The sequence below is a fragment of the Aeromonas sp. FDAARGOS 1418 genome, from assembly GCF_019048585.1.
GTDB lineage: Bacteria > Pseudomonadota > Gammaproteobacteria > Enterobacterales > Aeromonadaceae > Aeromonas > Aeromonas caviae.
The window spans coordinates 4,169,824-4,182,260 of the sequence record NZ_CP077387.1; the positions used below are offsets into that span (position 1 = coordinate 4,169,824).

At 64.5% G+C, this 12,437-nt stretch carries 13 protein-coding genes; 7 read left to right on the forward strand and 6 right to left on the reverse strand.

Annotated elements, in window-relative coordinates; all coding sequences use genetic code 11:
- Positions 1–54 precede the first annotated feature (54 nt).
- Together I6L48_RS19480 and I6L48_RS19485 are read left to right on the forward strand one after the other, a co-directional pair.
- Entirely contained in the window at positions 55–747 is a 693-nt protein-coding gene (locus I6L48_RS19480; RefSeq protein ID WP_041215642.1) for a response regulator, read from the forward strand.
- On the forward strand, positions 744–2,183 hold the full coding sequence (locus I6L48_RS19485) for an ATP-binding protein (RefSeq protein ID WP_045525604.1): 1,440 nt from the start codon (positions 744–746) through the stop codon (positions 2,181–2,183). The genes I6L48_RS19480 and I6L48_RS19485 overlap by 4 nt, the downstream gene beginning before the upstream one ends.
- Positions 2,184–2,250: 67 nt before the next feature.
- Here the strand turns inward: I6L48_RS19485 and I6L48_RS19490 are convergent, their stop codons facing one another.
- Positions 2,251–2,730, reverse strand: coding sequence for an ATP-dependent zinc protease (locus I6L48_RS19490; RefSeq protein WP_041201491.1), 480 nt, complete (start codon positions 2,728–2,730; stop codon positions 2,251–2,253).
- 391 nt (positions 2,731–3,121) lie between these two features.
- Between I6L48_RS19490 and I6L48_RS19495 the strand changes: the two genes are divergently transcribed.
- The 3 genes from I6L48_RS19495 (at position 3,122) to efp (ending at position 6,069) form a co-directional block, all read left to right on the forward strand.
- Positions 3,122–4,165 carry a GMP reductase gene (locus I6L48_RS19495; RefSeq protein ID WP_039041089.1) on the forward strand — a complete coding sequence of 348 codons (1,044 nt, stop codon included), beginning with the start codon at positions 3,122–3,124 and terminating at the stop codon, positions 4,163–4,165.
- A 95-nt stretch (positions 4,166–4,260) separates the two neighbouring features.
- The gene (gene earP, locus I6L48_RS19500) at positions 4,261–5,457 is read left to right on the forward strand and encodes an elongation factor P maturation arginine rhamnosyltransferase EarP (protein WP_216987620.1); all 1,197 of its coding nucleotides are present in this window, start codon (positions 4,261–4,263) and stop codon (positions 5,455–5,457) included.
- A 45-nt stretch (positions 5,458–5,502) separates the two neighbouring features.
- Positions 5,503–6,069 (forward strand): elongation factor P, encoded by a 567-nt coding sequence (gene efp / locus I6L48_RS19505; protein WP_010673788.1) that lies wholly within the window; start codon positions 5,503–5,505, stop codon positions 6,067–6,069.
- A 94-nt stretch (positions 6,070–6,163) separates the two neighbouring features.
- Here efp and I6L48_RS19510 read toward each other — a convergent pair whose 3' ends face one another.
- Genes I6L48_RS19510 through I6L48_RS19525 form a run of 4 tightly spaced genes read right to left on the reverse strand, consistent with a single transcriptional unit; the run spans position 6,164 to position 9,485 of the window.
- Complete coding sequence (locus tag I6L48_RS19510) at positions 6,164–6,835, reverse strand: methionine ABC transporter permease (RefSeq protein ID WP_010673787.1); 672 nt, start codon at positions 6,833–6,835, stop codon at positions 6,164–6,166.
- Positions 6,820–7,614, reverse strand: a complete 795-nt coding sequence (locus I6L48_RS19515) for a methionine ABC transporter ATP-binding protein (RefSeq protein WP_216987621.1) — start codon at positions 7,612–7,614, stop codon at positions 6,820–6,822. Before I6L48_RS19515 ends, I6L48_RS19510 begins: the two co-directional genes overlap by 16 nt.
- Positions 7,611–8,423 carry a MetQ/NlpA family ABC transporter substrate-binding protein gene (locus I6L48_RS19520; RefSeq protein WP_042014517.1) on the reverse strand — a complete coding sequence of 271 codons (813 nt, stop codon included), beginning with the start codon at positions 8,421–8,423 and terminating at the stop codon, positions 7,611–7,613. Before I6L48_RS19520 ends, I6L48_RS19515 begins: the two co-directional genes overlap by 4 nt.
- A 21-nt stretch (positions 8,424–8,444) precedes the next feature.
- Positions 8,445–9,485: an isopenicillin N synthase family oxygenase gene (locus I6L48_RS19525; protein ID WP_113068849.1), complete on the reverse strand. Its 1,041-nt coding sequence runs from the start codon at positions 9,483–9,485 to the stop codon at positions 8,445–8,447.
- Between the two features lie 309 nt (positions 9,486–9,794).
- On the opposite strand from I6L48_RS19525, the gene I6L48_RS19530 reads away from it, so the two are divergent.
- Both I6L48_RS19530 and I6L48_RS19535 read left to right on the forward strand, forming a co-directional pair.
- Entirely contained in the window at positions 9,795–10,565 is a 771-nt protein-coding gene (locus tag I6L48_RS19530; RefSeq protein ID WP_039041094.1) for a DUF3530 family protein, read from the forward strand.
- 116 nt (positions 10,566–10,681) lie between these two features.
- Complete coding sequence (locus I6L48_RS19535; protein ID WP_039041095.1) at positions 10,682–11,638, forward strand: D-2-hydroxyacid dehydrogenase; 957 nt, start codon at positions 10,682–10,684, stop codon at positions 11,636–11,638.
- An 87-nt stretch (positions 11,639–11,725) separates the two neighbouring features.
- On the opposite strand, the gene I6L48_RS19540 is transcribed toward I6L48_RS19535, so the two are convergent.
- Positions 11,726–12,199: a YMGG-like glycine zipper-containing protein gene (locus I6L48_RS19540; protein WP_039041096.1), complete on the reverse strand. Its 474-nt coding sequence runs from the start codon at positions 12,197–12,199 to the stop codon at positions 11,726–11,728.
- Positions 12,200–12,437: the final 238 nt, after the last annotated feature.

The window sequence follows — 12,437 nt, forward strand, 5'->3', positions numbered from 1 at the left end:
ACTCTGCCCACCAGCTAGCATACTGGTGGGCAGTGTCGTTTGAGGGAGAGAACAATGCGGATCCTGTTGGTGGAAGATGATGTGATGCTGGGAGACGGCATGGTGGATGCCCTGCGCAGCAGCGGCTACACGGTGGACTGGCTCCAGCAGGGGATGCCGGCCCTCTCGGCGCTCAAGAGCGAGGAGTTTGCCGCCCTTGTCCTGGATCTCAACCTGCCGGACATCGACGGCATCAGCCTGCTGCGCAAGTTGCGCCGGGAGGGGCAGACCCTGCCCGTGCTCATCCTGACCGCCCGTGATGCCCTGGACGACCGGGTACTGGGGCTGGATGCAGGCTCCGACGACTACATGGTCAAACCCTTCGCCCTGCAGGAGCTCAACGCCCGGCTGCGCGCCCTGGTGCGGCGCAGCAAGGGGCAGGCCCAGGCGGTGCTGGAGTACGGGGAGCTGCAGCTCTTCCCCGCGTCACAACAGGTCACCTATCGGGGCGAGCCGGTCAAGCTCACCCCCCACGAGTACAAGCTGTTGCAGGAGCTCATCACCCAGAGCGGCCGGGTATTGAGCCGGGATCAACTGCAACAGAGCCTCTACGGCTGGGACGAGGGGGCAGAGAGCAACGCGGTGGAGGTGCACATTCACCACCTGCGCAAGAAATTCTTCCCCGAGCTCATCCGCAACATTCGCGGCGTCGGTTACATCGTGCCCCAGCTCGACGTCCAGGGCGCAAGAGGAGCCTCCGCCCCATGAGCCGTGTCCGTTCCATCCGCCGTTTCCTGCTCTCCGGCATCCTGGCCCTGGTCAGCCTCAGCCTCGCCATCAGCGGCCTTATCGGCTACCTGCAGGCCAACCACGAAATGGAAGAGCTGTTTGATGCCCGTCTCGCCCAGTCCGCCCGCATCACCAACCAGTTGCTCAGCCGCTATCTCAAGCAGAGCGGCGAGCTGCCGCGCAACGGCACCGTGTACCAGGAGTGGGTGCAGGCCGTCCCCGAGACGCCCCACATCGAGAAGGGCGGCTTCTTCCAGTTCGGTCAGGACAACGAGTTCACCCCCTATGGCCATGAATTCGAGCACAACCTCTACTTCCAGTTGCTGAGCGAGCAGGGCGCCGTGCTGCTGCGCTCGCCCAATGCCCCGGCCCAACCGTTGACCACCCTGGAGCGGGGCTTCAACAGCGAGACCAAGGATCACCACGAGTGGCGCACCTTTACCCTCTACAACGAAGGTGAACAGACCTGGCTCATCGTGGCGGAGCGGGATGACGAACGCAGCGAGCTGGCCAGCAAGATGGCCACCCTCACCATGCTGCCCCTCTTCATCACCCTGCCCTTCCTGCTCGGTCTGCTGTGGTGGCTGATCACCCGGGGACTGTCACCGCTGCACCAGCTGGCGCAAGCCATCGGCGAGCGTCATCCCGCCAACCTGAGCCCCCTCAATCTCGCCATCAAGGCCGAGGAACTGACGCCGCTGGTGGGGGAGATCAACCGGCTGATGCACGCCCTCGCTGACACCCTGGATCGGGAGAAACAGTTCACCAACGAGGCCGCCCACGAGCTGCGCACCCCCCTCGCGGTGCTGCGCATCCACAGCGAGAACGCCATGACGGCCGAGGATGATCAGAGCCGGGAGCAGGCCCTGCGCAAGATGCTCCTGGCCCTCGATCGCAGCGACCGGCTGATCCGCCAGTTGCTGACCCAGGCCCGCATCGACAACCAGCAGAGCCCGGCCCTCACCGCCCTTCCCTTGTTCCCCTTGTTGCAGGGCACCCTGGCGACCCTGGCCCCCATCGCCCTGAAAAAGGATCAACAGCTGTCCCTGGAGGGCGCCGAACAGGTGCAGGTAATGGGACAGGCGATGTTGCTGGAGCTGATGTTCGGCAACCTCATCGACAATGCGCTGCGCTACACCCAGGTGGGCGGCGAGGTCGCCGTGGTGGTGAGCCAGGTGGGCAACCGGATCCGGGTGGATGTGCGGGACAACGGCCCCGGCATCCCCACCGCCGCCCTCTCCCGGCTGTGCGAGCGCTTCTTCCGGGTCAATCCCCAGCAGGGGGATGGCGTGGGCCTTGGCATGGCCATCGTCTCGCGCATCGCCCAGCTTCACGGAGCGGATCTCGACATTCACAACCGGCCTGAAGGGGGGCTCGAAGTGAGCGTGCTGCTGCCCGCCTCGCGCCAGGCATGAGGGGTCAGCCTTTGCGCACGCCATGAAAAACGGGGGCCAGGCCCCCGTTTTTCATGGCTGCACCACCCTAGTCGCAGGTGGGCTGTACCGTGAAGGTCCGGCTCGAATCCACCGGTCCCAGCTCCGCCAGCAGACGGCGCCCCAGCAGCACCGGGTAGATCATCTTGCTGCGATCCCGCAGGGTGAACCACTCCTTGTAGACCTGGTCCCCGACGCAGACGGACATGGTCACCGTCGGGCGCTGCTCCATGCCGCCCGCCCCGCGCACCGTCACGCTGCGCTCCACCGGCCGCTCCACGCTCCGGCGCACCACCTTGTCGGTATTGGCATCGGTCAGCACCAGGTTGAAGCGCACCCAGGGCTTGCCATCCTTCTTGAAATGCTTCAGGTCGCGGGCATCCAGCGACGAAGTGAGGGCACCGGTATCGAGCTTCATCTTGACCGCCACCCCGTAGGGCATCAGCACCCCCTTCTCGATCCAGCCATAGCTGGTCTGGGCCGCCATCGCGCTGCCGCACAGCGCCCACATCATGGCCGCCGCCACCATTCTCTTGCCCATCTTGCTCTCTCGCCTTGTCAGTCTTGCGCCCAGATGTATCACAGCCAACTGCCGGGTCAACCGGATTCTGGCGCGCAGGGGAGCGGGCTCTGGACGCGGTACCAACAGACGACAATCCATGCCGGGTACGGCGCGTGAGTGGGGAATGCAGCAGGAAAACGAGGGGAGAACAAGGTGCTGGATGACGCTGGCGGCCATCCTCAGGTTGTGACGCCAAAGGCTACCACAGCGGTGCGTGAATTATCAGTCTTGTTCTGACGGGATTTTTGCCTACACTGCTGTAAACCGGAGGGCCTGAAAACCACCGGTTTTTTTGCGCCTGCCGAAAAGTTGCCACTGCAAAGTGAGCTCTCACACAAGGCTCAATAAGGAATTCGCAATGCGTATCGAAGAAGACTTGAAGCTCGGTTTCAAGGATGTCCTGTTTCGCCCCAAGCGCTCTACTCTCAAGAGCCGTTCCCAAGTCAGTCTGACCCGCCAGTTCACCTTCAAGCACACCCAGACCCAATGGCAGGGCGTGCCCGTCATCGCCGCCAACATGGATACCGTCGGCAGCTTCGCCATGGCGCGTACCCTGGCCAGCTTCGAGATGATGACGGCGGTGCACAAGCACTACAGCCTTGCGCAGTGGCAAACCTTCGTCAATGAGACCGACCCGGCCCTGCTGGGCCATGTGATGGTCTCTACCGGCACCTCGGAGGAGGACTTCACCAAGACACGCCAGATCCTCGCGATGTCCAGCGCCCTGCGCTTCATCTGCGTGGACGTGGCCAACGGCTACTCCCAGCACTTCGTCGAGTTTTTGCGCAAGATCCGCGAGGCCTGCCCGAACCACGTCATCCTGGCGGGCAACGTGGTGACCGGCGAGATGGTGGAGGAGCTGATCCTCTCCGGCGCCGACATCGTCAAGGTGGGCATAGGCCCGGGCTCGGTCTGCACCACCCGTGTCAAGACCGGGGTCGGCTACCCGCAGCTCTCCGCCATCATCGAGTGTGCCGATGCGGCACACGGCCTGGGTGGCCAGATCGTCGGTGACGGCGGCTGCACCTGCCCGGGGGATGTGGCCAAGGCATTTGGCGGCGGCGCCGACTTCGTGATGCTGGGGGGCATGCTGGCCGCTCACGAAGAGTGCGGCGGTGAAATCGTCGAGGTCGATGGCGAGCCCTTCATGAAGTTCTACGGCATGAGCTCGGCCAGCGCCATGGACAAGCACGCCGGCGGCGTCGCCGAGTATCGCGCCTCCGAAGGCAAAACCGTGCTGCTGCCCTACCGCGGCCCGGTGGAGAACACGGTGCGCGACATCCTGGGCGGGGTGCGATCCACCTGCACTTATGTGGGGGCCAGCCAGTTGAAAGAGCTCACCAAACGCACCACCTTCATCCGGGTGCGCGAGCAGGAGAACAACGTCTACGGCAAGGAGTAACCTGCCACAGACCCCGTCACGCGCTGACGGTTAGAAGCCGACCAGCCGGTGTGCTACCCTGCGCACCGGTTTTTTTGCATCTGGGATCCCGCGCCATGACAAGCCCTCTCCCCCCGTTCGACTGGGACATCTTCTGCTGCGTCGTCGACAACTTCGGTGACATCGGCGTCACCTGGCGACTCGCCCGCCAGCTCAAACAGGAAGGTGCGCTCCCGGCGCAGAAGAGTGAGGTGCAGGTGCGGCTCTGGGTGGACGATCTGGCTAGCTTCGCCCGCATCTGCCCGGCGCTCGACCCCGCACAGGACGGTCAGTGGGTCGATGGCATCTATGTCCAGCACTGGCACGAGCGCCTCCCCGCCGACATGACCCCGGCCAGGGTGGTCATCGAGGCATTTGCCTGCGAGCTGCCCGCCCCCTTTATCGAACGCATGGCCGAGCAGACCACGCCCCCCTGCTGGATCAACCTCGAATACCTCTCGGCCGAGAGCTGGGTCGAGGATTGCCATGGCCTCGCCTCGCCCCAGCAGGTCGGCAGCCGGCGCCTCGACAAGTACTTCTTCTTCCCGGGTTTCACCGCCAGAACCGGCGGCCTCTTGTGCGAGCACGGCCTCATCGTCGAGCGCGAGCGCTGGCAACAGGATGAAGCGGGACTGGCTGCCTACTGGGCCAGCCTCGGCCTGCCACCCCAACGAGAAGACGAGCTGCGGGTCAGCCTCTTTACCTACGAGAGCGAGGCGCTCAGGAGCCTGGTCGAGTGCTGGCGCCAGAGCGTCACCCCCGTCACCCTGCTGCTGCCGCTGGGGCGCTCCCTCGACGACGTGCTCATCGGCGCAGGGCTGGCAGCGGCCATTCCCGGTGCCCGGGCCGGAGATCTGCTCCAGGCGGGCAACCTCACCATCAAGCTGCTGCCGATGACCGATCAGAGGGGCTACGATCGCCTGCTGTGGAGCTGCGATCTCAACCTGGTGCGCGGGGAGGACTCCTTCGTGCGGGCCCAGTGGGCGGGGCGCCCCTTCCTCTGGCACATCTACCAGCAGGAAGAGGATGCCCACATGGTCAAGCTGGACGGTTTTCTCGACCACTTCCTCTCCCCCTTGCCAGCGTCGGCCGGTCAGTGGCTGCGCCGCTTCAACCATGCCCTCAACCGGGGGGAACACACCGGTGAACTCTGGGCACAATGGCCGCAATACGCGGCCATATGGCAGCAACATGGGCGCACCTGGCCACAGAGGCTGCTGGCGGACGGGGATCTCGTCACGAGGTTGGTGAAATTTTTAGAAAGCCGTATATAATCTGGCAGTTTTTATCCGTCCGTTTCACGAACAGGAATTTTTTACATGAAAACCGCACAGGAAATCCGCGCTGGTAACGTAGTCATGATCGGCACCGAGCCGATGGTGGTCCAGAAGGCTGAATTCAACAAATCCGGCCGTAACTCCGCCGTGGTCAAGATGAAGCTGAAGGGTCTGCTGAACGGCAGCGCCACCGAGACCGTCTTCAAGGCCGACGACAAGCTGGAAGTCGTTCAGCTGGAGCGTAAAGAGTGCACCTACTCCTACTACTCCGATCCGCTGTATGTCTTCATGGACACCGAGTACAACCAGTACGACGTCGAGAAAGACAACCTGGGTGATGCCCTGAACTACCTGGTAGACGGCATGGAAGACCTCTGCGAAGTGACTTTCTACAACGAGAAAGCCATCTCCGTAGAACTGCCGACCACCATCGTGCGTGAAGTCGAGTACACCGAGCCGGCCGCCCGTGGCGACACCTCCGGTAAAGTGACCAAGCCTGCCCGCCTGAAGGGCACCTCCTACGAGCTGGCCGTTGCCGCCTTCGTGGAGATCGGTGACAAGATCGAAATCGACACCCGTACCGGTGAATTCAAGCGTCGCGTCAACTAAGTTGACCCCTTGATGTGATTGCCAAAAAAGCGAGCCCAGGCTCGCTTTTTTATTGGCTGGCACCTCACGGCCGGCCTGATGAGAAGCCGTGCCCCTAGCGGCGATGGGCCAGTGCCCGCACCAGCCTGTCCCCCACCCCCTGTACCAGTTGCACCAGCAGCAACAACATGACCACTGTCCCTGCCATCACCTTGTCGTCAAAGCGCTGGTAGCCGTAGCGGATCGCCAGATCCCCGAGCCCGCCGCCACCGACCACCCCCGCCATGGAGGAGAAGCCAATGAGCATCACCACCGTCAGGGTGAGTCCGGCCAGCAGCGCCGGCAAGGCCTCGGGCAGCAGCGCCTTGACGACCACGTGCCAGCCGCTGCCCCCCATGGCGAGCACGGCTTCGACGCGCCCCTTGTCCACCTCATCGAGGGCGCTCTCCACCACCCGGGCAAAGAAGGGGAAGGCCCCCAGGGTGATGGGGACGATGGCGGCGGTGCTGCCCAGTGAGGTGCCGACCACCAGCCGGGTCAGGGGGATCAGGGCGATCAGGAGCACCACGAAGGGGAGCGACCGCCCGATGTTGATACCGATCCCCAGCACCATGTTGAGACGGGGCAAGGGCAGCACGCCCCCGGGACGGGTCACCACCAGCAGCACCCCGGTCGGCAGCCCCAGCAACAGGGTGAACACGGCCGCCACTCCCACCATGTAGAGCGTTTCGAGCGACCCCTGATACATCAGTTCGAGCAAGGCATCGACACTCAGGCGACTCTGCATAAACGCACCTCCTCTGCGACTCCGTGACGCGCCATGAAACGCCGCAGGCTCTCGGGATCCGGCAACAGGGCCTGCCGCACGCGGGAGTCGGGGTTGGCCAGCAGGGTGCCCAGAGCGCCGCTTTCCACCAGCTGACCCCGTTCAAGCAATGCCGCGTGATCGCAGATGGTCCTGACCACCTCCAGCTCGTGGGTGATGAGCACTATGGTGATCCCGAGGCGGCGGTTGATGTCGGCAAGCAGCGCCAGCACCGACTCCGTGGTCTCCGGATCCAGGGCACTGGTCGCCTCGTCACAGAGCAAGTGGCGCGGATTGGCGGCCAGGGCGCGGGCGATGCCCACTCGTTGCTTCTGCCCCCCCGACAACTGGGAGGGGAAGGCGCGACGGTGCTCGCCAAGCCCCACCAGTTCCAGCAGCTCGCTGACCCGAGCCGCCCGCTCCCGGCGCGCCACTCCGGCGATTTCCAGCGGGACTGCCACGTTCTCCTCCACACTGCGGGCGTGCAGCAGATTGAAGTGCTGGAAAATCATGCCGGTCCCCTGACGGTGGCGGCGCAAGGCCGCCCCCTCCAGTGCCGTGATGTCGCGGCCATCGAACAGGATGCGGCCCCGGCTTGGCCGCTCCAGCAGATTGAGGCAACGAATGAGCGTGCTCTTGCCCGCCCCGCTGCGCCCGAGAATGCCGTAGATGGCCCCATCCGGAATCTCGAGCGACACCCCCTCCAGAGCGGGTTGCCCGTGCCCCGGGTACTGCTTGCCGAGCCCCTCCAGCACTATCATGACTGCCGCCCGGCCACCGGGATCACCGACCCCTTGTAGCTCTTGCGAATGAAGTCGGCGATCGCCCTGGACTCCAGGTCCCGCGCCAACTGGCGGATCCGCGGATCATCCTTGAGCGCCGGGGTGGTCACCAGGATGTTGGCGTAGGGATTGTTCTGGGCGCTCTCCAGCCCCAGGGCATCGCGAGCAGGCTCCAGCCCCGCCTCCAGGGCATAGTTGCCATTGATCACCGCCAGATCCACGTCGTCGAGGGAGCGCGGCAGCTGCGGCGCCTCGATCTCCAGGATCCTGAGCGCCTTGGGGTTGGTGGCGATGTCGTGCACCGTCGCCAGATCCCGCGCCGGATCTTCATGGCCGGCCTTGAGGGTGATGAGCCCCTCGTGCTGCAACAGATAGAGGGCCCGGCTCAGGTTGGTGACATTGTTGGGCAGGGCGATCACCGCCTTTTCCGGTACCTCCCTCAGGTGCTTGAACTTCTTCGAATAGATGCCAAGAGGCTCCACGTGTACGGTCGCGGCCACCACCAGCTCGGTGCCGAGCGCCTTCTCCTGATCCCGCAGGTAAGGGACGTGCTGGAAATAGTTGGCATCCACATCACCCGCCACCAGCAGGGCATTGGCATTGATGCCGCCACTGAGCTCGATCACCTGCAGATCCAGCGAAGGGTCCTGGCGTTTCACCTCGCCGAGGATATCCGCATGGGGCAGTGGATCCGCGGCAACCCGCAGCGCCTGGGCTGCCTGGGCGGAGAGAGAGAGTCCGAGGGCCAATACCAGGCCGCTCAGGGAAAACAGTCCGTGCTTGTTCATCTTGTGCTCCTTGCCATGCAATCAATGGGTGGTTTCGCCGACCGCCAGCGCCCGGGGCGTCGGCAACAGATCGGCATGGTGGCGCAATGCCACGTCAGGGTGGGAACGCAGCCGCCCCTTGAGGTAGTTCCAGCCCACCTCCCGCAGCAGCGGATTGTGCGGGTCGGTGGCAGGCCCCCTGGCTTCACGGGCCAGTGCCTCGGGCAGCGGATAGACGGGCACCACGGCGTCGAGCTGGGCCCCCAGGAAGAAGGCGATGGAAAGACGCTCCTGCCCCGGTGCCGACGGCACCACCCGGTGCACGGTCGCCCGCAGGTAGCCGTTGCTGGCGAGCTCCAGCAGCTCACCGATGTTGACCACGAAGGTGCCTGGGAGCGGGAGCGCATCGATCCAGTGATCCGGCGCCACCTCCACCTGCAGGCCGGGCTGGTCATCCTGCAGCAGGAAGCTCAGGAAGCCCGAATCCTTGTGGGGACCGACCCCCTGGGTGGCACCCCGCTCACCGGGATAGCGGATCAGCTTGATATGTTCGTTGGGACGCTCTCCATGCAGGGCATCGAAGGTATCTGGCGACAGTGCGAGCGCCTCGGCAAAAGCCCCGAGCAGGGTACGGGACATGCGGGTCATCTGCCCACGCCAGCGCGTCAGCACGGGTTGCAGTGTCGGCAGCGCCTCCGGCCACTGATTCGGCCCCTGCAACCGCCACCAGGGCGGGTCGCCCGCCGCGCGCGGCAAGGCAGGGCGATCGGCACCGATATCAAACTGCTCTCGCCAGTCGGGTTGACCCCGGGTCAGCTCCGCCCCCGGTCGGTTGTAGCCACGAAAATGGGGAGAGTGGATCATGGCGACCTGCTGCTTGGCCGCCAGAGGCAGCGCAAAGAAGGCCCGCGACAGCTGCTGCACTTCCTGTTGCAGCTCGGGATCGATGCCGTGGCCGGTCAGGTAGAAAAATCCCGTCTCTCTCGCGGCATCGCGCAACGATGCCAGAAAATCGGCCCGGGCGTCGGGCGAGGCATCCAGCTGCCTCAGGTCGAGGATGGGCAAGTGAACCAAGGTGCTCATGGCGATAACGCTCCCTGTCGATGGAAAGTGAAGGTGAACCTCTCGTTCTGACGAGACAGGGGGGAGAATTCTCCGCCTGCGGCCAGTGGCGACATGCCCCGGCCCCCTGTCTGTCTGCCCTTACTGAACCATGTATGGGTCACGGGATGGAACAATCAAAACCGGGAATGCTTTGCCATTTGGAACAATCCCGGGCCCGTGTCCGGCCCGCCGGTCAGACCCTCTTCGCCACCGCCGATGCCGATGTGCCCCCTTGCCCTAAAGAAACCCCCGGCGAGGCCGCTATGAGGGAGTGCTGGAGGATCCCCCATGACATTTCGCCCCTATCTGCTGCTGACCCTGCTTGCTTTTGCCGCCCACGGCGCCGGGCAGGCACCGTCAGGCGCCGCCCCGGATCCAGCCCCCCTGGTTCCCCCCGACTACTGGCAGAGCAGCGACTGGCAGGGGATACCCGACAGCACCAGGGTGGACAAACAACAGGTACTGTTTGCCAAGCACGACAGCGACAACTACGTGGGTCTGGTCATCCTGCTGCCCGACTGGCAGCGCAGCGGCCAGCTGTGGCAACTGACCCGGGAGCTGGGGCGCCTCGGTTTCGATACCCTGCTGCTGCTCCCCTCGCCGCAGCAGACCGAGCTCGACCCCGCCGCCGAGAAGAAACAGCAGGTCATCGACGATTTTCGCAAGCAGTTTGCCTCCCGCATCAGCAAGCTGGGGGATGCCAAGCTGCAGGAGGGGGGCTTCAAGCTGCTGCTGGCCCAGGGTACCAGCGCCGCCTGGGCCGCCAACCTCATCGCCAGCGAGCAGTTGCCCGCCCCCGATGCCCTGGTGCTGCTCGACGGCTTCTTCCCCAACCAGCTGAGCAACCAGACCCTCGCCAAGCAGATAGCCCAGGGCAGCATCCCTACCCTGGATCTCTATCAGGAGGAGGGAGGACGCTGGCCCCTGCTGGCGGCCGAAGCCCGCAGAAGCGAGAGCCGCCGCAGCCACAAGCTCAACTACCGCCCCTATGCCCTGATGGATCTGGAGGAGACGCCGGGGCGCATCCAGGGCTGGCTGACGCACCTGGGCTGGATCTGACCCAATCACTGAGTATCAAAAGGATTGGGCCAAACCAAAGCTGCCCCCCAGGCCAGCGGACTGGTCATCCCGCCCCCATCTTTGGCATGATGGCCTCATCAATGGCAGGAGGCTTCATGCAGCAAATCGTGTTTCTCGACAGCGACACCCTGGACACCGGCATCAATCTGCGCCGCCCCGATTTTCCCCATCACTGGCAAAGCTACCCGACCACGGCGCCGGATCAGGTGGTGGAGCGGCTCAAGTGCGCCAGCATCGCCATCATCAACAAGGTGCGCATCGGGGCCGATGAACTGGCCCAGCTGCCCGAGCTGCGCCTGATCGCCCTGGCCGCCACCGGCAGCGACAACCTGGATCTGGAGGCGTGCCGCGCCGCCAATGTCGCCGTGTGCAATATCCGCAACTACTCGGGCCCTTCCGTCCCCGAGCACGCCATGGCCCTGATGCTCGCCCTGTCGCGCAACCTGTTCGCCTGGCGCCAGTCCCTGCTGGAGGGGCGCTGGCAACAAAGCGGCCAGTTCTGCTTCTTCGACCACCCCATCACGGATCTGCATGGCAAGCGCCTCGGGATCATCGGCAAGGGAACCCTGGGACAGGCGCTGGGACAGCGGGCCAGCGCCATCGGGATGGAGGTCTACTATGCCCAGAGCCAGGTCGGCTCCCCGGGGGATGACGACAGGCTGCCCCTGGATGCCCTGCTGCAAAGTTCGGATGTGATCAGCCTGCACTGCCCGCTCACCCCCTACACCCGCCATCTCATCGGGGAGCGGGAGCTGGCCCTGATGAAACCGGGTGCCCTGCTCATCAACGTGGGCCGTGGCGGCCTGGTGGACGAGCAGGCGCTGCTCGAAGCCCTCGGCAACGGCCGTCTGGGCGGCGCCGGCTTCGATGTGGCGAGCGTCGAGCCGCCGCCTCCGGATCACCCCCTGATGCAGGCCCTGCGTTACCCCAATTTCATCCTGACTCCCCACGTGGCCTGGGCCAGCGAAGAGTCGATGCAGCGCCTCGCGGATCAGCTCATCGACAACATCAACGCCTTCTCCCTTGGCAGGCGCCAGCACCGGCTGGTGTAAAAGGCCGCTCGCCGCCCCTCACGGGCCGGCAGCGGGATCAAAAAAAGGGGCCAAAGGCCCCTTTTTGTCGGTCAGCTTGCCGCGGCATCAGTCGTCATGCCATCTGTGCTTGCGGTGCTTTTTGTGTTTCTTGTGGTGCTTGTGATAGCGCCTGTCATCGTAATAGCGATCGCCGCGGCTCTCGTGACCATCCCCGGTCCTGGCTCCGATGGCGGAGCCACCGGCACCACCGATACCGGCGCCGATCAGCTGGCCCGTGCTGCCACCGACGCTCTTGCCGATGGCTGCCCCGCCCAGGGCACCGACGGCGCCGCCGAGCGCAGCTTCGTTCTTGTTGCCCCTATTGGCCGTGGCCGCACCACCGGCCGCGCCCCCCAGGGCTGCCCCCACCAGGGCGCCGGTGTCGCCACCCAGCTCCTTGCCGATCATGGTGCCCGCCACCCCGCCGGCTCCGCCGCCGAGAATGGTATTGAGGGTCTCGGATGCCTGCACCTGTCCTGTGCCCAACAGCAACGCCCCCAGCAGCGCCAGTGCGCTCATGCCAAACGGTTTCATTTTCATGGGGTACTCCTGTCAAACCTGATGATTGATTATTTTTCCCTGCACTATACAAAGCCCCCTGACCTGCGCCACTGCCGCAAGGGGCACCTCACCGCCAGCCCTCCCTGTCTCCGGTTCGCGACACAATGCAAGAAAGCAGGCTAACCACCTGAAACCACATCAAAAAAAAAGGTCACACGAGAAATCATCCCCGTCATGACCCTTTTCTAGGCCCAAAGGCCCTTTTTTGCAGCGATCA

What these genes read in the sequence shown, in the direction of transcription:
- I6L48_RS19530 (WP_039041094.1), top strand. Translation starts at nt 9,795, where the DNA reads ATGACATTTCGCCCCTATCTGCTGCTGACCCTGCTTGCTTTTGCCGCC.
- I6L48_RS19495 (WP_039041089.1), top strand. Translation starts at nt 3,122, where the DNA reads ATGCGTATCGAAGAAGACTTGAAGCTCGGTTTCAAGGATGTCCTGTTT.
- I6L48_RS19535 (WP_039041095.1), top strand. Translation starts at nt 10,682, where the DNA reads ATGCAGCAAATCGTGTTTCTCGACAGCGACACCCTGGACACCGGCATC.
- I6L48_RS19515 (WP_216987621.1), bottom strand. Translation starts at nt 7,614, where the DNA reads ATGATAGTGCTGGAGGGGCTCGGCAAGCAGTACCCGGGGCACGGGCAA.
- I6L48_RS19480 (WP_041215642.1), top strand. Translation starts at nt 55, where the DNA reads ATGCGGATCCTGTTGGTGGAAGATGATGTGATGCTGGGAGACGGCATG.
- I6L48_RS19485 (WP_045525604.1), top strand. Translation starts at nt 744, where the DNA reads ATGAGCCGTGTCCGTTCCATCCGCCGTTTCCTGCTCTCCGGCATCCTG.
- I6L48_RS19540 (WP_039041096.1), bottom strand. Translation starts at nt 12,199, where the DNA reads ATGAAAATGAAACCGTTTGGCATGAGCGCACTGGCGCTGCTGGGGGCG.
- I6L48_RS19490 (WP_041201491.1), bottom strand. Translation starts at nt 2,730, where the DNA reads ATGGTGGCGGCGGCCATGATGTGGGCGCTGTGCGGCAGCGCGATGGCG.
- earP (WP_216987620.1), top strand. Translation starts at nt 4,261, where the DNA reads ATGACAAGCCCTCTCCCCCCGTTCGACTGGGACATCTTCTGCTGCGTC.
- I6L48_RS19525 (WP_113068849.1), bottom strand. Translation starts at nt 9,485, where the DNA reads ATGAGCACCTTGGTTCACTTGCCCATCCTCGACCTGAGGCAGCTGGAT.
- efp (WP_010673788.1), top strand. Translation starts at nt 5,503, where the DNA reads ATGAAAACCGCACAGGAAATCCGCGCTGGTAACGTAGTCATGATCGGC.
- I6L48_RS19520 (WP_042014517.1), bottom strand. Translation starts at nt 8,423, where the DNA reads ATGAACAAGCACGGACTGTTTTCCCTGAGCGGCCTGGTATTGGCCCTC.
- I6L48_RS19510 (WP_010673787.1), bottom strand. Translation starts at nt 6,835, where the DNA reads ATGCAGAGTCGCCTGAGTGTCGATGCCTTGCTCGAACTGATGTATCAG.